General features: G+C 71.3%; 20 protein-coding genes. 12 read left to right on the top strand and 8 right to left on the bottom strand.

The window, feature by feature from the left end; translation table 11 throughout:
- The first annotated feature begins 92 nt into the window (after positions 1-92).
- The 3 genes from ACZ63F_RS17635 to ACZ63F_RS17645 all read left to right on the top strand — a co-directional run bounded on the left by ACZ63F_RS17635 (position 93) and on the right by ACZ63F_RS17645 (position 3,074).
- Entirely contained in the window at positions 93-1,118 is a 1,026-nt protein-coding gene (locus ACZ63F_RS17635) for a thaumatin family protein (RefSeq protein ID WP_469711974.1), read from the top strand.
- A gap of 144 nt (positions 1,119-1,262) precedes the next feature.
- Positions 1,263-2,159, top strand: coding sequence for an alpha/beta fold hydrolase (locus tag ACZ63F_RS17640; RefSeq protein ID WP_469711975.1), 897 nt, complete (start codon positions 1,263-1,265; stop codon positions 2,157-2,159).
- A gap of 219 nt (positions 2,160-2,378) precedes the next feature.
- The gene (locus ACZ63F_RS17645; RefSeq protein WP_469711977.1) at positions 2,379-3,074 is read left to right on the top strand and encodes a type 1 glutamine amidotransferase domain-containing protein; all 696 of its coding nucleotides are present in this window, start codon (positions 2,379-2,381) and stop codon (positions 3,072-3,074) included.
- Positions 3,075-3,089: 15 nt separating this feature from the next.
- Here the strand turns inward: ACZ63F_RS17645 and ACZ63F_RS17650 are convergent, their stop codons facing one another.
- Entirely contained in the window at positions 3,090-3,566 is a 477-nt protein-coding gene (locus tag ACZ63F_RS17650) for a hypothetical protein (RefSeq protein WP_352354050.1), read from the bottom strand.
- 122 nt (positions 3,567-3,688) lie between these two features.
- On the opposite strand from ACZ63F_RS17650, the gene ACZ63F_RS17655 reads away from it, so the two are divergent.
- The 3 genes from ACZ63F_RS17655 (at position 3,689) to ACZ63F_RS17665 (ending at position 5,067) form a co-directional block, all read left to right on the top strand.
- On the top strand, positions 3,689-4,021 hold the full coding sequence (locus ACZ63F_RS17655; protein ID WP_351957381.1) for a YnfA family protein: 333 nt from the start codon (positions 3,689-3,691) through the stop codon (positions 4,019-4,021).
- Positions 4,022-4,138: 117 nt separating this feature from the next.
- Entirely contained in the window at positions 4,139-4,897 is a 759-nt protein-coding gene (locus ACZ63F_RS17660; protein WP_469711980.1) for an SDR family NAD(P)-dependent oxidoreductase, read from the top strand.
- Positions 4,897-5,067 carry a hypothetical protein gene (locus ACZ63F_RS17665; RefSeq protein ID WP_469711982.1) on the top strand — a complete coding sequence of 57 codons (171 nt, stop codon included), beginning with the start codon at positions 4,897-4,899 and terminating at the stop codon, positions 5,065-5,067. The genes ACZ63F_RS17660 and ACZ63F_RS17665 overlap by 1 nt, the downstream gene beginning before the upstream one ends.
- A gap of 49 nt (positions 5,068-5,116) precedes the next feature.
- On the opposite strand, the gene ACZ63F_RS17670 is transcribed toward ACZ63F_RS17665, so the two are convergent.
- Complete coding sequence (locus tag ACZ63F_RS17670; RefSeq protein ID WP_469711983.1) at positions 5,117-6,310, bottom strand: RtcB family protein; 1,194 nt, start codon at positions 6,308-6,310, stop codon at positions 5,117-5,119.
- A 228-nt stretch (positions 6,311-6,538) separates the two neighbouring features.
- Here ACZ63F_RS17670 and ACZ63F_RS17675 point away from each other — a divergent pair, with 228 nt between their 5' ends.
- From ACZ63F_RS17675 to ACZ63F_RS17685, 3 genes are all read left to right on the top strand, one after another.
- Complete coding sequence (locus tag ACZ63F_RS17675) at positions 6,539-7,414, top strand: DUF3558 domain-containing protein (protein ID WP_469711985.1); 876 nt, start codon at positions 6,539-6,541, stop codon at positions 7,412-7,414.
- A gap of 132 nt (positions 7,415-7,546) precedes the next feature.
- Positions 7,547-8,446, top strand: coding sequence for a DUF3558 domain-containing protein (locus tag ACZ63F_RS17680; protein WP_469711987.1), 900 nt, complete (start codon positions 7,547-7,549; stop codon positions 8,444-8,446).
- Positions 8,447-8,545: 99 nt separating this feature from the next.
- Entirely contained in the window at positions 8,546-9,886 is a 1,341-nt protein-coding gene (locus tag ACZ63F_RS17685; RefSeq protein WP_469711988.1) for a DUF2637 domain-containing protein, read from the top strand.
- A 71-nt stretch (positions 9,887-9,957) separates the two neighbouring features.
- Here ACZ63F_RS17685 and lysS read toward each other — a convergent pair whose 3' ends face one another.
- Positions 9,958-11,697 (bottom strand): lysine--tRNA ligase, encoded by a 1,740-nt coding sequence (lysS, locus tag ACZ63F_RS17690; protein ID WP_469711990.1) that lies wholly within the window; start codon positions 11,695-11,697, stop codon positions 9,958-9,960.
- A gap of 429 nt (positions 11,698-12,126) precedes the next feature.
- On the opposite strand from lysS, the gene argS reads away from it, so the two are divergent.
- Positions 12,127-13,884, top strand: a complete 1,758-nt coding sequence (gene argS / locus ACZ63F_RS17695) for an arginine--tRNA ligase (protein ID WP_469711992.1) — start codon at positions 12,127-12,129, stop codon at positions 13,882-13,884.
- A 104-nt stretch (positions 13,885-13,988) separates the two neighbouring features.
- On the top strand, positions 13,989-14,762 hold the full coding sequence (locus tag ACZ63F_RS17700) for a DUF4253 domain-containing protein (protein ID WP_469711993.1): 774 nt from the start codon (positions 13,989-13,991) through the stop codon (positions 14,760-14,762).
- Between the two features lie 13 nt (positions 14,763-14,775).
- Here the strand turns inward: ACZ63F_RS17700 and ACZ63F_RS17705 are convergent, their stop codons facing one another.
- Positions 14,776-15,969: an aminotransferase-like domain-containing protein gene (locus tag ACZ63F_RS17705; RefSeq protein ID WP_469711995.1), complete on the bottom strand. Its 1,194-nt coding sequence runs from the start codon at positions 15,967-15,969 to the stop codon at positions 14,776-14,778.
- A gap of 288 nt (positions 15,970-16,257) precedes the next feature.
- On the opposite strand from ACZ63F_RS17705, the gene ACZ63F_RS17710 reads away from it, so the two are divergent.
- Entirely contained in the window at positions 16,258-16,497 is a 240-nt protein-coding gene (locus tag ACZ63F_RS17710; RefSeq protein WP_469711997.1) for a hypothetical protein, read from the top strand.
- Here the strand turns inward: ACZ63F_RS17710 and hemB are convergent.
- The 4 genes from hemB to ACZ63F_RS17730 form a co-directional block, all read right to left on the bottom strand.
- Positions 16,461-17,453 carry a porphobilinogen synthase gene (hemB, locus tag ACZ63F_RS17715; protein ID WP_093499926.1) on the bottom strand — a complete coding sequence of 331 codons (993 nt, stop codon included), beginning with the start codon at positions 17,451-17,453 and terminating at the stop codon, positions 16,461-16,463. The two genes, ACZ63F_RS17710 and hemB, sit on opposite strands and share 37 nt — an antisense overlap.
- A gap of 98 nt (positions 17,454-17,551) precedes the next feature.
- Positions 17,552-17,704, bottom strand: coding sequence for a hypothetical protein (locus ACZ63F_RS17720; RefSeq protein ID WP_469712063.1), 153 nt, complete (start codon positions 17,702-17,704; stop codon positions 17,552-17,554).
- 79 nt (positions 17,705-17,783) lie between these two features.
- Positions 17,784-18,815, bottom strand: a complete 1,032-nt coding sequence (locus ACZ63F_RS17725) for a helix-turn-helix domain-containing protein (protein WP_469711999.1) — start codon at positions 18,813-18,815, stop codon at positions 17,784-17,786.
- A gap of 308 nt (positions 18,816-19,123) precedes the next feature.
- Entirely contained in the window at positions 19,124-19,822 is a 699-nt protein-coding gene (locus ACZ63F_RS17730; protein ID WP_469712062.1) for a class I SAM-dependent methyltransferase, read from the bottom strand.
- Positions 19,823-19,995: the final 173 nt, after the last annotated feature.

Raw genomic sequence — 19,995 nt, forward strand, 5'->3', positions numbered from 1 at the left:
AGTCGGCTTCGCGATTTGTGTTGTACGGCCCCCACCGAGGAGGTCACCGAGAGGCAGGCACACGTCAGGTACCGCCCGAGGAAGGCACCAGGATGGCACGAGGACGCAGGAGACACGGCGCGAGACCACCGCGACGCCGCTGGTGGTACGCCGGCGCGGCCGCCCTCGCGACGGCCGCCACCGTGATCGTCACCTACGGCATGGGGACACCCGCCGGCACCCCCACCGCGCACCCGGGCCGCCGGACGGCCGCCGCGGCCCTCCCCACCGGCCCCTCGGACACCGCGCCCGCCTTGTCGTCGTCACCGTCACCGTCGCCGAGCCGCAGCGCGTCCCCCTCCGCGTCGGCCCGCCCCAAGCCGTCGGCGCCGGCGAGGACCCCGGCCGCCCCCGCGGCCACCGTCCAGGCCGGCCGGCCCACCACCGCCGCCGCCGCCGGCAGACGCCTGATCACCGTCGTCAACAGGACCCCGCAGACGGTGTGGGCGGTCGTCACCCACACCTCCGTCTACCCGGCCGGCCGCAGGCTCGCCCCCGGCCAGAGCCTCTCGGTGACCGTGGCGAACACCTGGGGCGGCCGCATCTGGGGCCGCACCGGATGCACCGAGGGAACGGCCGCGGGCCCCTGCGCCTCCGGTGACTGCACCAGCGTCTGCAGCGGCGGCAACCCGCCCACCACCCTCGGCGAGTTCACCTTCGACGCCTACGCGGGCATGGACTTCTACGACGTGAGCATGGTCGACGGCGCCAACCTGCCCATGTACATCAACGTCTCCCACACCACGACCACCGACCCGGTCAGCGCCTCCGGCTGCTACCGGGGCACCTGCACCACGGACGTCGACTGCCCCAAGGCCATGCAGGCCCTCTCCGGCGGTGAGGAGATCGGCTGCAAGCCGCCCTGCGCGGCGTTCGGCGGCGACACCTACTGCTGCCGCGGCGCCTGGGCGGGCCGCGAGAACTGCGTCCCCGCCAAGTGGCCGGTCGACTACACGCAGGTCTTCAAGCGCGCCGAGCCCTACGCATACTCCTACGCCTTCGACGACGGGGCGACCATGCCCTGCAAGGGCGCCTGCTACTACCGGGTGACCTTCGGGACGACGGCCGGCTCCACCTGAGCACGGCGGGCGGCGCCGGACCGCGGGTCCCGGGGGCGCGGTCGGCCGTTCACCCGGACGGCCCGCGCACGGGGACACGCCGACGGGTCTCCTCGACGCTGGAATCCCGGGCGTCGCCCGACGCTCCCGCCCCGAAGGACCGGCATGCACATATCCCGCTCCCCCCACGTCTCCCGTGCCTCCCGCAAGTCCGGCAGGCCCCGCCGCACCGCGCAGGCCGCCCGCTGGGGCGCGGCACTGCTGGCACTGTCGGGGACCACCTCGGTCCTGGTCCCCATGACGGCACAGGCCGGCGGTCCGGCCGGCGACCCCGGCCGGGAGAAGCCCACCATCGTGCTCCTCCACGGCGCCTTCGCCGACGCGTCGAGCTGGAACGGTGTCGTGCAGAAGCTCCAGCAGAACGGCTACACGGTGGCCGCACCGGCCAACCCGCTGCGCGGCGTCGCCCAGGACTCGGCCTACCTCGCGAGCTTCCTGAAATCCATCACGGGACCGGTCATCCTGGTCGGCCACTCCTATGCGGGAGAGGTGATCTCGCAGGCGGCCGTCGGAAACGACAACGTCAAGGCCCTCGTCTACATCGACGCGGTCATGCCCGACAAGGGAGAGTCGCAGGCCACCCTCGCCGCGAAGTTCGCCCCCGCGCCCCTCAGCAAGGCCCTGAAGCAGGTGCCCTTCCAGGCCGGCGCCGGCAGCACCGGCACGGACCTGTACATCCAGCCGGCCAAACTGCACCAGGTCTTCGCCGCGGACCTGCCCACCAGCCAGACCGCCGTCATGGCGGCCACCCAGCGCCCGGTCGCGATGTCGGCGTTCACCGACAAGCTCACCGGCGCCGCCTGGCACACCAAGCCCGTGTACGCCCTCGTCGGCAGGCAGGACCAAGCGGTCAACCCGGCCCTGGAACTGTTCGAGGCGAAACGCGCGCACGCCCGGAAGACGGTGGAGATCAACTCCTCGCACGTGTCCCTCATCTCCCACCCGCAGGCGGTCAAGGACCTGATCACCGATGCCGCCGAGGACTACATGTGGAAGAAGTAGCCGGCCTGAAGCAGGCCGCCGCGCCCAGAGCCGCTCGAACGTGCCGTACCTCAGGCCGGCCACCCCCAGTGCCTGATCACGTCACGACAGCACCCGTCACCGGAACGGCCGGCGCACTTCCCGGACGGCGGCCCTGAGTTGCGGCCCCCGGAATCCCCGCCCAGACTTGATGGGCGCATGTGAACGCATCCCCAAGAACGTGTCCCGGAGGAGCGTGCCATGGCCAGGATCCTGTGTGTGGTGACCGGCGCGAGCTACTGGACCCTCAAGGACGGGCACCGACATCCCACCGGCTACTGGGCCGAGGAGTTCGTGGCCCCCTACCGCGTGTTCACCGACGCCGGACACGACGTCACCGTGGCCACTCCGCACGGGGTCGTACCCGTCGTGGACACCATGAGCCTGCGGCCCCGGATGACGGGCGGCGAGGAGAACTCCCTGCGCGAGGAGGCCGTCATCGAGGAGGCGGAGGAGCTGCGCTACGCCGTCCCCCTCACCGACATCCGCCTGGAGGACTACGACGCGGTCTACTACCCCGGCGGCCACGGCCCGATGGAGGACCTCTCGACCGACCCGGACTCCGGCGCGCTGCTGCGGGACGCCCTCGCCTCCGGCCGTCCCCTCGGCATCGTCTGCCACGCCCCCGCCGCCATCCTCGCCACCCGCGACGCGAACGGCGGCACCCCCTTCGCGAACTACCGCCTGACGGGCTTCTGCAACGAGGAGGAGGCCGGCGTCGGATTCGCCGACAGGGCCAAGTGGCTGCTGGAGGACGAGCTGAAGAAGCTGCCCACCGAGTATTCACGGGGCCCCGCCTGGGAGCCCTACACGGTCGTCGACCGCAACCTCTTCACCGGCCAGAACCCCGCGTCCTCGGGCCCGCTCGCCCGGGAACTCGTAGCGGCACTGACCTGAACCCGGCCCCGCCGATCAGAACGCGTACGGATCCCCCGTCGCCAGCACCAGCACCCGCTGCTCGTCGTTCGTGCGGTCCTGGTCCACCGCGCCGCCGCCCCACACCACGTCCACCGCCAGCCGCACCTCCCCGGGCCGCTCCCGCAGCCGTACCGGCACCACCAGCTCCTCCCCCGGCACCTCGACCGCCAGCGGCCCCGTCTCGCACACCACCTCCCGGTCACCGGTGCGCGCACACCCGCCCGGCAGCTGCTGCGAGTCGGCCAGCGGCGCCGACGAAGCCAGCCGCACGCTGGCCCCGGTCACACCGTCCGGCCCGTGGTTGCGCGGAGTCACTCGGACCTCCACCAGGTCCCCGCTCAGCACCGCGGACCCGTGCACCTCCAGATCCGCGCTGCCGGCCCAGGCGGCACCGCCGCCGCCCACGACCAGCACACCCACCGCCACCGCCACCGCACCGGCCACCGCCGGTCCACCACGACGCATCGCCATGCCACCCGTCCCGTCCGACTCAGGCATCCGTAACCCTGCTCTCGTACGGATGTATGCCACCCGGACCCGGCCACAGGCGCCCCCCATCAGGTGACATCCGCCGCACGTGGCACCCTGCACGCATGCTCATCCTCCGCTCCGCCGCCCTGTTCGTCGTCGCCGCGTTCTTCGAGATCGGCGGCGCCTGGCTGGTCTGGCAGGGCGTACGCGAACACCGCGGCTGGCTCTGGGTCGCCGGCGGCATCCTCTCCCTCGGCGCCTACGGCTTCGTCGCCACCTTCCAGCCCGACGCCCACTTCGGCCGCATCCTCGCCGCGTACGGCGGCATCTTCGTGGCCGGCTCGATCCTCTGGGGCGTCGTCGCCGACGGCTACCGCCCGGACCGCTGGGACATCACAGGCGCGGCGGTCTGCCTGGCGGGCATGGCGGTGATCATGTGGGCACCCAGGAACTGACGTGATCGTGCCGACGGAGACCCCCACCGGCCCGCGGCCGCCCCGTTCCGCACCAGCCACGGCGCCTAGACTCACCAGAGCAAACCGCACGAACACACCCCGCCGAGGAGCAACCCCATGGCCCCCTCCCGCATCGCGGTCGTCACCGGCGCCAGCAGCGGCATCGGCGCCGCCACCGCCCGCCGGCTCGCCGAGGCCGGCTACCGCGTCGTCCTCACCGCCCGCCGGGAGGACCGCATCGAGGCCCTGGCCAAGGAGATCAACGACGCCGGCCACCAGGCCACCGCCTACCCCCTCGACGTCACGGACCGCGCGGCCGTGGACGAGTTCGCCACCGCCTTCACCACGGTCTCCGTCCTCGTCAACAACGCCGGCGGAGCCCTCGGCGCCGACCCGGTCGCCACCGGTGACCCGGCCGACTGGCGCACGATGTACGAGACCAACGTCATCGGCACCCTGAACCTCACCCAGGCCCTGCTCCCCAAGCTGGAGGAGAGCGGCGACGGCACGGTGGTCGTGGTCTCCTCCACCGCAGGACACGCCACCTACGAGGGCGGCGCCGGCTACGTCGCCGCCAAGCACGGCGCCCACGTCCTCGCCGAGACCCTCCGCCTGGAGATCGTCGGCAAGCCGGTGCGGGTCATCGAGGTCGCCCCCGGCATGGTCAAGACGGACGAGTTCGCGCTGACCCGCTTCGGCGGCGACGAGGAGAAGGCCGCCAAGGTCTACCAGGGCGTCGCCGAGCCCCTCACCGCGGACGACGTCGCCGACACCATCACCTGGACGGTGACCCGCCCCAGCCACGTCAACATCGACCTCCTCGTCGTCCGCCCCCGCGCCCAGGCCTCCAACACCAAGGTCCACCGGGACCTCTGATGCTGGCAGAGGACGACCCCACGACCGCCCTGGAAAAGCAGCTGGAAAAGGACCGCCTGCAGCAGGAGACGAAGAACGAACGCCAGGTCTGGTACTTCCTCGCCTACTTCCTCTTCGGCATCCACATCATCGCCTTCGTGATGATCTACGCGGTCCGGCACGCGAAGTAGCCGACGATCAGCCGACGAGGCCCCTGGTGCCGACCGGGGGCCTTTCGCATCAGCCCTTCACGCAGACAACCTGCTTCAGCTTCGCGACGACCTCCACCAAGTCCCGCTGCTGGTCGATGACCTGGTCGATCGACTTGTAGGCCCCCGGGATTTCGTCAACCACGCCGGAGTCCTTACGGCACTCCACGCCCCTCGTCTGGTCTTCCAGGTCCCTGGTCGAGAAGCGCCGCTTCGCCGCATTCCGGCTCATGCGCCGACCCGCGCCGTGGGACGCCGAGTTGAAGGCCTTCTCGTTCCCGAGCCCCTTCACGATGTACGAACCGGTGCCCATCGAACCCGGGATGATGCCGTAGTCGCCAGAGCCGGCCCGGATCGCGCCCTTGCGGGTCACCAGCAGATCCATGCCGTCGTACCGCTCCTCCGCCACGTAGTTGTGGTGGCAGGAGATCTCCGGCTCGAAGACCGGCTTCGCCTTCTTGAACTCCTTGCGGATCACGTCCTTCAGGAGCGCCATCATCAGCGTGCGGTTGTACTTCGCGTACTCCTGTGCCCAGAAAAGGTCGTTGCGGTACGCCGCCATCTGCGGGGTCTCCGCCACGAAGACGGCGAGGTCCCTGTCGACCAGCCCCTGGTTGTGCGGAAGCTTCTGGGCCACGCCGATGTGGTGCTCGGCGAGTTCCTTGCCGATGTTCCGGGATCCGGAGTGCAGCATGAGCCACACCGCATCGGACGTATCCACGCACACCTCGACAAAGTGGTTGCCGGCGCCGAGCGTTCCCATCTGCTTGACGGCCCGCTCCTGCCGGAACTTCACCGCCTCGGCCACCCCGTCGAACCGCCCCCAGAACTCCCCCCACCCGGTCGCGGGCAGCCCGTGGACGTCACCCGGCTCCACCGGATCCGCGTGCATCCCGCGCCCCACCGGAATCGCCTGCTCGATCTTCGAGCGGATCCGGGACAGGTCCCCCGGCAGGTCGTTCGCCGTGAGGGACGTCTTCACCGCGGACATGCCGCAGCCGATGTCCACGCCGACCGCCGCCGGGCACACCGCACCCCGCATCGCGATGACGGACCCGACCGTCGCACCCTTCCCGTAGTGGACGTCCGGCATCACCGCCAGACCCTTGATCCACGGCAGGGTCGCGACGTTGCGCAGCTGCTGGAGCGCCACGTCCTCGACGGTCGCCGGGTCGGTCCACATCCGGATCGGCACCTTCGCGCCCGGCATCTCCACGTACGACATGTCTTCCTCATTCCCCCACGGACAGCACAACAAAAAGGACAAAAAGCTTTAATTTCAACGAAACGCAAATGCGGCGCCATAGGTCAGGAAACCAGACAGGGGACCGGCGTTCACAGCAGTGCGTGCGATAGACATTGTCTCCAGGGGGCGCCCCGCTGCGGCAAGCGATTAACCAGCGGGGACACTGGAGCAGGACCGAGCGGACCAGTGAACGGAAGGAGCCTGACCGTGCAGCGGAAGGCGTACGTAACCGGCATCGCCGCCCTTCTCGCGGCCCTGCTGGCCGGCTGCACGAGCGGTTCCAGCGGTGGCGACGACACCAGCGACAAGAACGCGGACACCAGCACCTCCACCGTCGCCGCCCAGCCCGGCAAGTACCGCACCCTCCCGGAGGCCTGCGGCGCGGTCAGCCACGACACCCTCGACTCGCTCCTGCCGGGCATCGCCCAGATCACCGACGAGCAACAGCGCGACAAGGCGTACGCGGGCGACGCGGCGCTCACCTACGACACCGACCGCAAGGTCGGCTGCCACTGGAAGGTCGAGTCCACCGACGCCACGGACCGGCTGTCCGTCGATTTCGAGCGTGTGGTGTCGTACGACAACGCGGTCAGCGACGACAGCGAGGCGCAGACGATCTACACGCAGCTGGAGTCGGCGGCGGACATCCCCGAGTCCGCGCCCCCGAGCCCGGCCGAGACGGAATCACCGTCGGCCTCGGCGTCGGCGTCGACGTCCGCGTCGGACTCCCCGTCCGCGACCTCGTCGTCCGCGTCCTCGTCCGCGTCGTCCTCCGGGTCGCCGTCCGGGTCCCCCAGCGGATCCGTCGATCCGTCCTCCTCGTCCTCCGCCACCCCGGCCGGTCTCCAGCCGCGCACCCTCTCCGATCTCGGCGACGAGGCGTATCTCGACGACCAGCTCGGCGGCTCGGGTTCGACGGCCGAACAGCGGACGGTGACTGTGGTGTTCCGCACGTCGAACGTCGTCGTGACCATCGTGTACGAGGAGCAGCCGATGGCCACCGGGACCGTGCCGGACAGCAAGGAAATGCAGGACAGGGCGCAGAATCTGGCCGGACAGCTGGCCGAGGCCCTCAACGGCTGAGGGCTCGGGCATGCCCTCCGCACCCCGCCCGCAAAGGACCTGAACCGGAACCGCACAGCTTCCTCACCGCGTACTGTGGCCCCTCGGACCCGATCCGACCGCAGGAACCCCGAACGTATGAGTGAAGGAACCATGCAGCGAGTAGCAGTCCAGCCAGACGACCAGCATGCCCGGAACGGGCGGAGGGCACAGCGGCGGGCAGGGCGCCTGCGCCGCGGTCTCGTCTGCGCGGCCGCCGTCCCCGCCGTGGCGCTGTTCGCGACGGCCTGCTCCTCGGACTCGGACGCCGCCGCGCAGGGGACGGGCGGGGGTTCGGACTCCTCCTCCGCCGCCGGGTCGACCGACGCCGGCGGTTCCTCGGCGGCTTCGCCGGGCGTTCAGGCGGCGAAGTACGCGAAGCTGCCGAAGCCGTGTGCGGTGCTGTCGAAGAAGACGCTCACCACGCTGGTGCCGAAGGGTGTGAAGTCGGGCAAGGAGGGCACGTCGGACGACGTGGCCACGCGGGGCAGCTGCTCGTGGAGCAGCCTGGACAGCAACGGTGTGAAGGGCTCGCAGTTCCGCTGGCTCAACATCTCCTTCCTGCGCTTCGACTCGGACGCCGGCCGGGGTTCGGGTGAGAAGCAGGCGGAGGCGTACTACACGAGCCAGGTGCAGGGTGCGCAGTCGGTGGCGGGTGCCAAGAACACCAAGTCGGTGCCGGTGTCCGGGGCCGGGGACCAGGCGACGGCGGTGCGCTACGACCTGAAGAAGAAGGAGGGCGCCTTCAAGCAGCAGACGGTCGTGGCCCGGGTCGCGAACGTCGTCGTCACCCTCGACTACAACGGTGCGGGTCTGGCGGGTGCGAAGGCGCCGGACGCGGCCGCTCTGACGAAGGCGGCTCAGCAGGCGGCCGCGGAGGCGGTGACGTCGGTGGCGACGGCCAACGGCGCGGCTCCCGCACCGAGTTCACCTGCGGCGACGCCCTCGAAGTCGGCCTCCAAGTCGGCCTCGCCGTCCCCCTCGCCTTCCAAGTCGTCAGCCAAGAAGGGCTGACCGGCCACACGTACGCCGCACTGATGTGCCACCCTGTTGCGCGCAACAACTGGCAAGGGGAGGGGAGTACCGGTGGCCGCGCCCATACAGCTGACTCGGATGCACCGCGTTCTCATCGGTGTGGTCGTGACCGGCGCGATGATCATCGCCGGGATCGGCTTCGCCGGCTCGTACGCGGCTGTCCGTGAGCTGGCCATCAAGAAGGGCTTCGGGAACTTCGCCTATGTGTTCCCGATCGGCATCGACGCGGGCATCTGCGTCCTGCTCGCCCTTGACCTGCTGCTGACCTGGATCCGCATCCCCTTCCCGCTGCTGCGGCAGACGGCCTGGCTGCTGACCGTCGCGACGATCGCCTTCAACGGCGCGGCGGCCTGGCCGGACCCGCTGGGCGTGGGCATGCACGCGGTGATCCCGGTGCTGTTCGTGGTGGCGGTCGAGGCGGCCCGGCACGCGATCGGCCGGATCGCGGACATCACGGCGGACAAGCACATGGAGGGGGTGCGGCTCACCCGCTGGCTGCTCTCCCCGGTGCCCACCTTCCTCCTGTGGCGCCGGATGAAGCTGTGGGAGCTGCGCTCCTACGACCAGGTCATCAAGCTGGAGCAGGAACGTCTCGTCTACCAGGCGCGGCTCCGCTCCCGCTTCGGCCGGGCCTGGCGCAGGAAGGCTCCCGTGGAGTCCCTGATGCCCCTGCGGCTGGCCAAGTACGGCGTCCCGCTGGCGGACACGGCCCCGGACGGCCTGGCGGCGGCGGGCATCGACCTGCCGGCGCTGCTGCCCGCCGCCGAGTCGGCTGCGGGCGGTCGTGCCGCCGGGGCCGCGCCCGCCCCCCAGCAGACGGCGCCTTCCGGCGGGCAGCGTCCGGAGCTGGTCCCCGGGCCCCGCCCGGAGCAGTCCGTGTACGCCTCCGAGCCGGAGCCGTCGCAGCCCGACCCGGAGGTCAACCCCTGGCTGCACGCCAGGAACCCGCAGCAGATCGAGTACCACGGCGACTACGACCCGACGTACGAGCCCCAGTACTCCGAGGAGCAGTACGCGGCCTGGCAGTACCAGCAGGAGCAGGAGCAGTACCAGCGCCAGCTGCAGGAGTACGAGCAGGCGCAGCGCCAGCAGCAGTTCCCGCCGGACCAGCTCCCCCAGGAGCAGCAGCCGCTGCCCGAAGAGTCCCCGTCGGAGACGACCGGCAGCTTCCCCATCCCGTCCGGCCCGGGCCGCACCCGTGAGCTCGGCGAGGGCGGCGGCCCGCCGGAGCCGACCGAGGAGGACTTCTACCTGGTCTTCAAGAAGTCGATAGACGGCGGCTACCCCAGCTCCAGCCAGTTCAGGGGGGACGTGGAGGCGACCTTCGGCACCACGCTCCCGCAGCGCGAGGCCGACCGCATGGTCAACCGCTTCACGAACCGCCACACGGCGGAGCTGCAGGACGACCACATCGCGTAGGCGAGCCGCGCACGGCGTACGGCGTGAAGAAGGGGCCCTCCTCGGCGGAGGGCCCCTTCTTCATGCCGGCGTCACGCCCCGAGCAGCGCCCGTACCCGCTCCTGCCCGACCGCGAGCAGCAGCGTGGGCAGCCGGGGGCCGGTGTCCCGCCCGACCAGCAGGTGGTAGAGCAGGGCGAAGAACGTCCGCTGGGCCGTCTTGATCTCCGGCGGCAGTTCCTTCGGGGTGGCGTCGGCGGAGAACCCGGCCTGGACCTTGGGCACTCCGTAGACGAGGTGGGTGAGCCCGTCCAGCGACCAGTGCTCGGCGAGGCCGTCGAGCAGCAGTCGCAGCGACTGCTGGGACGCCTCGTCGAGGGACTTCAGCAGTTCGGCGTCGGGTTCGTCGCGGACGATGGTGCGCTGGTCGGCGGGCACCTGGGTGTTGATCCAGGCCTCGGCCTTGTCGTACCGCGGGCGGGCCTCGTCCAGCGAGCCCAGCGGGTTGGCGGGGTCCAGTTCGCTCAGGATGCGCAGCGCCTGGTCCTCGTGCCCGGCGGTGATGTCGGCGACGGAGGCGAGGGTCCGGTACGGCAGCGGGCGCGGCGTCCGGGGCAGCTCGCCGGCGGCCGTGCGGACGGCGCGCGAGTGCGCGGCGATGTCACCGGGCAGCGCGGACCCGTCCGCGACCTTCCCGTCGAGCTTGTCCCACTCGTCGTAGAGCCGCTGGATCTCCTGGTCGAAGGCGATCTTGAAGGACTGGTTGGGCCTGCGCCGGGCGTAGAGCCAGCGCAGGATCTGCGGCTCCATGATCTTCAGCGCGTCGGCCGGGGTGGGCACCCCGCCCCGCGAGGACGACATCTTCGCCATGCCGCTGATGCCCACGAAGGCGTACATGGGCCCGATGGGCTGCTTGCCCCCGAAGATCCCGACGATCTGCCCGCCGACCTGGAACGAGGACCCCGGCGACGAGTGGTCCACCCCGCTCGGCTCGAAGATCACGCCTTCGTAGGCCCACCGCATGGGCCAGTCGACCTTCCAGACCAGCTTGCCGCGGTTGAAATCGTTGAGCCGCACGGTCTCGGAGAACCCGCACGCGGTGCAGGTGTAGGTCAGCTCGGTGCTGTCGTCGTCGTACGCCGTGACGGTGGTGAGGTCCTTGCCGCAGCCGCCGCAGTACGGCTTGTACGGGAAGTACCCGGCGGAGCCGGACGAGCCGTCGTCCTCGCTCGCCGCGCCCGAGCCCTCCTCGGCCTCCAGCTCGGCCTCGTCGACGGCCTTCTGCTGAGGCTTCTTGGGGGCCTTCTTCGTCCGGTACTGCTCCAGGATCGCGTCGATGTCACCCCGGTGCTTCATGGCGTGCAGGATCTGCTCCCGGTACACGCCGGAGGTGTACTGCGCGGTCTGGCTGATCCCGTCGAACTCCACGCCCAGCTCGGCCAGCGACTCGACCATCGCGGCCTTGAAGTGCTCGGCCCAGTTCGGGTACGCGGAGCCCTGCGGGGCGGGCACCGAGGTGAGCGGCTTGCCGATGTGCTCGGCCCAGGACTGGTCGACGCCGGCGATCCCGTCCGGGACCTTGCGGTAGCGGTCGTAGTCGTCCCAGGAGATCAGGTGCCTGACCTGGTACCCGCGCCGCCGGATCTCGTCCGCGACCAGGTGCGGGGTCATGACCTCGCGGAGGTTGCCGAGGTGGATGGGCCCGGACGGCGAGAGCCCGGACGCGACGACGACCGGTTTGCCCGGGGCCCGACGCTCCGACTCCTCGATGACCTCGTCCGCGAAACGGGAGACCCAGTCGGTGGTCTCGGTGCTCTGAGCCACGATCGGCACGTCCTTCTTTCTGGCGTGGGACAGCCGGTACGGTCGCACGGCTGACCGCTCCATTGTCCCAGCCAAGACCGAATCCACGAAAACGGGTTGTCGAGACCCCCTGAGCGGCGGCGCAGCCGCCCTTCTGCGGACGCGGAGAACTGCGGCACGCCTCCGGACCTGCGGCGCAGCCGCCGTCTGGGGGCGCGGGGCTGTATCGATGTGCGGCTCCGTCGCATGCGCGCGACCAGCATGAGGCGAAGCGCCCGGACCCGGGAGGCGGCGCAGCCGCCGTCCGGGGGGCGCGGGGAACTGCGCGACCAGCCCCCACGGCGCCGCGCCCGGCAGCACACCGCCGCTCCCGAGCTCGCAGCCGAGAAAACCCCTTTACCCCGCGTGAAATACTGGACCCGTCTACCAAACCCCACGAGGAGAAACGGCTCCCACCCCATGGCCCCGGTCACGCCCCTCAGCGCCTCCGTCAACCAGCAGCTCACCGACGCCCTGTCCGCCGCCCTGCCGGAGGCCACCGTCGACCCGCTGCTGCGACGCAGCGACCGGGCCGACTACCAGGCGAACGGCATCCTCGCCGCCGCCAAGAAGGCCAAGGCCAACCCCCGGGAGCTGGCGACGCAGGTCGTCTCCCACATCACCACCGGCGCGGACCTGATCCAGGACGTCGAGGTCTCCGGCCCCGGCTTCCTCAACATCACCCTCTCCGACAAGGCGATCACCGAGAACCTGGCCGCGCGGTACGCGGACGGCGACCGGCTCGGCGTGGCGGCGAAGGCGGACCCGGGCATCACCGTCATCGACTACGCCCAGCCGAACGTGGCCAAGGAGATGCACGTCGGCCACCTGCGCTCCGCGGTGATCGGCGACGCCCTGCGCGGCATGCTCGACTTCACCGGCGAGCGGACGATCGGCCGGCACCACATCGGCGACTGGGGCACCCAGTTCGGCATGCTCATCCAGTACCTGATCGAGAACCCGGACGAGCTGTCCGCGGAGACCGACACGGACGGCGAGCAGGCCATGTCGAACCTGAACCGGGTCTACAAGGCGTCCCGGGCGGTCTTCGACGCCGACGAGGCGTTCAAGGAGCGGGCGCGGAAGCGGGTGGTCGCCCTCCAGTCCGGCGACAAGGAGACCCTCGACCTGTGGCAGCGGTTCGTGGACGAGTCGAAGGTCTACTTCTACTCGGTCTTCGAGAAGCTGGACATGGAGATCCGGGACGACGAGATCGTCGGCGAGTCGGCGTACAACGACGGCATGCCCGAGACCGCCCGGCTGCTGGAGGAGATGGGCGTCGCGGTCCGCTCCGAGGGCGCCCTGGTCGTCTTCTTCGACGACATCCGGGGCAAGGACGACCAGCCGGTCCCGCTGATCGTGCAGAAGGCGGACGGCGGCTTCGGCTACGCGGCCTCCGACCTGACCGCGATCCGCAACCGGGTCCAGGACCTGCACGCCACCTCGCTCCTCTACGTCGTGGACGTCCGGCAGTCCCTGCACTTCAAGATGGTCTTCGAGGCGGCGCGGCGGGCTGGCTGGCTCACCGACGAGGTGACCGCGCACAACATGGGCTACGGCACGGTGCTGGGCGCGGACGGCAAGCCGTTCAAGACGCGTGAAGGGGAGACCGTCCGGCTGGAGGACCTGCTGGACGAGGCCGTGCAGCGGGCCGCCGAGGTGGTCCGGGAGAAGGCGCAGGACCTGACCGAGGAGGAGATCCAGGAGCGGGCCCAGCAGGTCGGCATCGGGGCCGTGAAGTACGCGGACCTGTCGACGTCGCCGAACCGGGACTACAAGTTCGACCTGGACCAGATGGTCTCGCTGAACGGCGACACGTCCGTGTACCTCCAGTACGCGTACGCCCGGATCCGGTCGATCCTCCGCAAGGCGGGCGAGGTCCGGCCCGCCGCCCACCCGGAGCTGGAACTGCACGCGGCGGAGCGGGCGTTGGGCCTGCACGTGGACGCGTTCGGCGACACCGTCTTCGAGGCGGCGGCGGAGTACGCCCCGCACAAGCTGGCCGCGTACCTGTACCAGCTGGCGTCCCTCTACACGTCGTTCTACGACAAGTGCCCGGTCCTCAAGGCCGACACCCCGCAGCAGGTGGAGAACCGCCTCCTCCTGTGCGACATCACGGCCCGGACCCTGCACCAGGGCATGGCGCTGCTGGGCATCAGGACGCCCGAGCGGCTCTGAGACCGATCGTGAACGGCCCGCCCTCTCCCCGGAGAGGACGGGCCGTTCCGTTGCCCTGCGGACCGCCGACGGCGTTGTCAGTGCCGCCCCTTACAGTCATCGCCATGGCGACTCTTCCCAACCCGCTGCCCAAGCTGGCAACCGACCCGAGTGGTCGGTCACTAGGGCTCCAACTCCCGCCCGGGACACTGCTCGACGACACGCTGGACGGCCCCTGGCACCAGCCGTTGCTGTGGTACGCCGGGCAGCCCGCCGGGCCCGGGACCTGGACCGCGCTGGGTGCGCCGGCCGCCCGGGCGGGGCTGCTGCCGGTGCTCATCGACGTGTCCGAGCTCGACGACTGGGACTTCGCCCCCGGGGAGACGTCGTACCCGGGGGACCACGACGCCGACGAGGTGCTGGAGGACTACTGGGAGGAGGACCCGCCGGAGGGCGAGGAGTGGCCGGGGCTCGCTCCCTCCGCGGTGCTGGTCGCCGACCCGGACTCGCGGGCCGCGGACGTCGCCGACGCGCTGAGCCAGGGGCGGCCCTGGCTGAAGGAGCCGCATCTGGCGCTGGTGTCCGCCCGGCGCAGCGCGGACATACCGGCGGCCATCGGCTGGAGCGGCCCGGTGAACTACGAGGAGGACGTGGCCCGGCTGTCCGCGGTGCTGCGCTCCTGGGAGGACCGGTTCGGCGTCCGGCTGGTGGCGCTCGGCTTCGACCATCTCGCGCTGTCCGTCGCCGCCCCGCCCGCCGACCTCGACGAGGCGGAGGCGGTCGCCGCCGAGCACTTCGCCTTCTGCCCGTACACCGTGCTGCCGGGCGCCGACGACACCCTCTCGTCGTACGCCGAGCAGCTGGTCGGGGAGCGGCTGTGGCACTTCTGGTGGGACTGAGCCCCGGCCTCGGCTAGCTGCCCAGCCCCTTGGCCAGCCTCCGCAGCCCTTCCGCGATCTGCTCCGGTGTCTGCGTCACGAAGCACAGCCGCAGCGTCGAGCGGTCGGGGCCGGCGGCGTAGAAGGGCTCGCCGGGGACGTAGGCCACGTTCTGCTCGACCACCCGGCGGAGCAGCGCGGTGGTGTCGTACGACGACGGGAGCCTGGCCCAGAGGAACATGCCGCCCTCGGGCCGGTCCCAGGTGGAGCCGGCCGGGAGGGCGTCGGCGAGGCCGGCGAGCATGGCGTCCCGGCGTTCGCCGTACACCGCGCGCACCTTGGCGACATGGGCGTCGAGCACGTCCAGGTAGCGGGCGGCGGCGAGTTGGTTGAGGGTCGGGGTGTGCAGGTCGGCCGCCTGTTTGGCCACCGCGCAGGCGCGGCGCAGGGCGCCGGGGGCGCGGAGCCAGCCGAGCCGGAGGCCGGGGGCCATGACCTTGGAGAAGGAGCCGAGCAGGACCGTCCGGTCCTCGGCGCCGGGGAAGGACGCGATCCAGGGGACGTGGTCGCCGTCGTAGCGCAGTTCTCCGTAGGGGTCGTCCTCTATGATCCACAGGCCGTGCCGGGCGGCGGTCGTGGCCAGGGCGGCGCGGCGGGCTGCGGGCACGGTGCGGCCGGTGGGGTTCTGGAAGGTCGGGACGAGGTAGAGGAGTTTGGGCCGTTCGGCGCGGATGAGCTCCTCCAGGGCGGCCGGGTCGACGCCGTCCGCGTCCCCGGGCACCGGCAGCACGCGTGCGCCGGCCAGCCCGAACACCTGAAGTGCCGCGAGGTAGCAGGGGCTTTCGACGAGGATCGTGTCGCCTGGGTCGATCAGGGCGCTCGCGAGGAGGGAGAGGGCCTGCTGGGAGCCGGTGGTGACGAGGAGGTCGTCGGCCTCGGTGCGCAGGCCCCGCGCGGAGACGCGTGCCGCGAGCCGCTGCCGCAGCGCCGGTTCGCCCTCGGTCGTCGAGTACTGCAGAGCCCGCTCCGGCGCCTCCTCGAGGACCGCACGGAAGGCGGCGGCTATGCCCTCCCGGTCGAAGAGCTCGGGGGCGGGGAGCCCGCCCGCGAAGTTGATCACCTCGGGCCGGGCGGTGACCGCGAGGATCTCCCGCACGGGCGACCCGCCGACGGTCCGGGACCGCGCGGCGAGCGGGGGAAGCGGGGCGGGGACAGGGGTGAGGGTCACGGACGGCTCCTTGGGCTGGTCCTCGTCTTGGCGGGAGCGTAGAGAGGTACGTGCCGTCTACACCGGTGATTCCGCGATGCGGACGAGCGGCGCGGGATCCGTGTTCCGGGGTGCTCGGTCGTCCCGTGCCGCCGTCCCACGCGGCGTGATCCGCGCAGTTCAGCGGGGTGGACCGGGCTCAGGCGTCCCGAATCGCCCGTGAAGTCTGGCGGTTCGGCCGGGCCGCACCACAGGCTGAGGATGCTTCGGGACCGCCGACCACGCCGAGATCGTCAAGGGAGCCCTCGCATGTCCGCCACGCACTCCGCCCCGGCCCCCGGCCGCCGCCGTCTCCTCGCGGCGGCCGCCCTGGCGCTGGCCGCCGCGACCGCCCTCACCGGCTGCCGCGACGGCCAGGGCGTACGCGACGAGGGCCCGTCCTCCTCCGCGGCCCGCGTCCGGCCCGGCGCCGATCCCGGCCTGGGCCCGGCGCCCGGGTCTGGCGTCCGCGGTCAGCCCAGCATCCGGGCGGCCTCCACCGCCCAGTAGGTGAGGATGTTCTGTGCACCGGCCCGCCTGATGCCGGTCAGGGTCTCCAGGATCGCGCGGTCGCGGTCGATCCAGCCCTTCTCGGCGGCGGCCTCGATCATCGAGTACTCGCCGGAGATCTGGTACGCGGCGACCGGCACGTCCACCGAGTCGGCGACCCGCGCGAGGATGTCGAGGTAGGGCCCGGCCGGCTTGACCATCACCATGTCGGCCCCCTCCTCCAGGTCGAGGGCGAGTTCCCGCAGCGACTCCCGCACGTTGGCGGGGTCCTGCTGGTAGGTCTTGCGGTCGCCCTTCAGCGAGGATCCGACGGCCTCCCGGAAGGGGCCGTAGAAGGCGGAGGCGTACTTCGCGGTGTAGGCGAGGATCGCGACGTCCTCGCGGCCGATCTGGTCGAGCGCGTCGCGGACGACGCCGATCTGCCCGTCCATCATCCCGCTGGGCCCGACGACGTGGGCGCCGGCGTCGGCCTGCACCTGGGCCATCTCGGCGTACCGCTCCAGGGTGGCGTCGTTGTCGACGCGGCCCTCGGCGTCGAGGACCCCGCAGTGCCCGTGGTCGGTCGTCTCGTCGAGACAGAGATCGGACATCACGAGCAGGTCGTCGCCGACCTCGGCGCGCACGTCCCGCAGCGCGACCTGCAGAATCCCGTCCGGGTCGGTACCGGGGGTCCCGAGGGCGTCCTTCTTCCCCTCCTCCGGCACCCCGAACAGCATGATCCCGGAGATGCCCGCCTCGACCGCCTCCGCGGCCGCCTTCTTCAGACTGTCCCTGGTGTGCTGCACGACGCCGGGCATGGCGGCGATCGGCACCGGCTCGCTCACCCCCTCCCTGACGAACGCCGGGAGGATGAAGTCCGCGGGGTGCAGCCGGGTCTCGGCGACCATGCGCCGCATGACGGGAGTGGTCCGCAGCCGCCGCGGCCGCGTACCGGGAAAGGAGCCGTACTTCGTCATGCCCCCTACGCTACGCCCGCCACAGCAGCGCCCTTGCCGACTAGGCGTCGGCGCCCCGACCCGCGCACGGGCGGGCGGGACGCCACGGCGCCGACCGGTCAGACCTCCAGCTCGGCCTCCAGCTTCTTGAGGCTGTGCCGGGCCAGTGCGAGGTTGCTGCGGGCGCGGTCCAGGGCGAGGTAGAGGAAGAGCGAGCCGCCGGCCTTGGTCAGGGGACGGCTGCCCGCTCCAGATCCTGATCCATGGCGCAAGCATAGGAACGCCCTCCGGCTGGAGGAGTGGCCGAGAACGAACGAACCGAGGCTGTCACGGTCATCTGCCGGGCTCCGCTCAGGCCGCGCAGGCAACGGCGGGCGTTGCCAGACGATGCCTGCAGTCACGGCAGCGGCCGGGCGCCGGTGCGCGGAAGGCGCGTTCGCAGCCGTCGCAGGTCTGGAAGGGGTGCGTGCGGCGGCGGCCGCCCCGGACATCCGCCGGTACGGCGGACGGTGCGGGAATCGCCGGCAGGTGCGCGGGCAGCAGTTCACGGAGACGGTAGTCGAGCACACCGGCCGGGCGTCGCATGTCCACGGGAAGATCAGCGGTCAGGGCGCGGTGTACGACGGCTGCCGGGACACCACGGTCGAACCACGCGGTGACAGCGGGGGCGAGCCGGTTCACGTCCCGCGGGGAGAGCGTGAGGCGGTCGTCGGTACGGCGCAGCGCCGCGAGGAGGGCAGCAGCCTTCTCGTGACGTGCGTCGGGGCGCGTCTCCACGGCGGACGGAACCGGCGCGGCGGGCTGGTCGTGGGCCGCCTCGGTGCGTCGCTCGGGCACTGCGGGCGGCGCGGGGTCCGGATCGGGCTCGGGCCGGGGCTCGGCAGGGACGGAGGTCGCCCGTGCGTCTGCGGCCACCGGCCCGGTGCCGTCTCGGTCGTCCTCCTGAGGTGCCTGCCGGTCGTCCGCCGAGGGACGGGCCGCCGCAGCGCTTCGCGTCCGGCCTCGCGCCGTGCCTGCGCCGCCGGGGGTGTGGTGGGCATACGTCCGGGTGAACAACCGCCCCGCCTCGGTGCGCTCCCGCACCCGCTCCAGGCAGCCGTGCGTCTCCAACTCCCGCAGCGCGAAGGCGATCCGGTCCCGCCCCTCGGGGAAGCGGTCGGCGAGACTGCGGATGTCGACCGGGGCGCCCTCCGGCAGCGACAGGATGTGGGTGCCCAGTCCGATCGCGGTCAGCGACAGCTCGCGATGCTGGGCGAGGTGGTTGCCTACGACGACGTATTGGCCCGACTGGTACGTGCGTACGTGGGTGACACCGGAGTGGGTGGCCGTCGGCCGAACGCCGTGATTCCGGAGCGGCGCAGGGATAGGCTTCTTCTCAGCCATGGGGAAGCTCTTCTCTTCCTCGTTGGTCAGGCCCTCGCACTGGGATGCCAGTCCCGGCGGGGGCCGAAGCATGTATGGGCTTGTGGATGTTGCCTGCGGCGAGACTGCCCGCCCGACCCACCGAAGCGCCAGCCACACCGACCGGATTCACCCGCCCGTGTGACGAAGGCGAGGTTTGGTCGGTTGGTGGGTTATTTCCCCGGGTTCTTAGGTCTTTTACCGCCCGCAGCCCCGGCCCGCGCCCCGCCGCATGACGTCCTTCCAGGCTTCGGTACGGCGCGATGCCCAGCCGCCTTCCCCCGAGGAGTTCAGGATGACCTGTACGCGGTCACCAGCAGCGTTTCAGCGGTGCGGGGTCCTTCTCCGCCCGGAAGTACGTCGACGCCGATATCCGTGAACCCCGCCTCGTCCAGCAGCTTGGTCCACACCTGTTCCTGGAGCACCCAGCGGCGCATCGTTGTCTCCTCACCGTCCTGCGTCCTCGCCGAGATGTCGCCATGCCGTACATCGGGCTGCGCGGACGCACCGTTGAGGTAGTGACCGAGGGTGGAGAACACCAGTCGCCCGCGAGGCCGGAGCGCCCACGCCGCAGCCGGCAGCAGATCTCGCGGCTCGGTGAAGTCGACGGCACCGAAGACGCTGTACAACACGTCGTACGTGTCCCGCGACGAGTGGAGGTGGGTCACCGCGTCGGACCGCACGATGCGAAGAGGGGGCGTCAGGTGGCCGTAGAGGTCGAAGGCCATGGCGTGCTGGGCAGGTGACGCGTCGACGGCGACGACCCGGACGGGCTGGTAGTGCATTGCCAGGTGTGCGGCGTGACGAGCGGACCCGGCGCCGAGATCCCCGACCCACAGCCCGGTCAGATCCCCGAGAACCTCCGCCCCCGGCCCGCCGTCCTGAGCCCAGTTCCAGTGGAAGTCGTCGGGCACGGTCCGATCGGTGGCGTGGCGCATACGGCCGTAGTGATACCAGAGGTCTGCTGTGTGGGACGTCACCCGCGCCATACTGGCGGGCAAGGTCAATCGTCGGGCCGGTTCGGCGAAATGTCACCCGGCTGCCTCGGGGGGGGGGGGGGGGGGCCGGGGGGGGGGGAGGAAAGGGGGGGAGAGCGATGGGAGGCGTCAAGCAAGCGAAGAAGAACAAAACCAGGTGGGTCTTTCTCCAAAGAAGAGTCGAA

It is taken from the genome of Streptomyces sp. NPDC104761 (assembly GCF_055583445.1).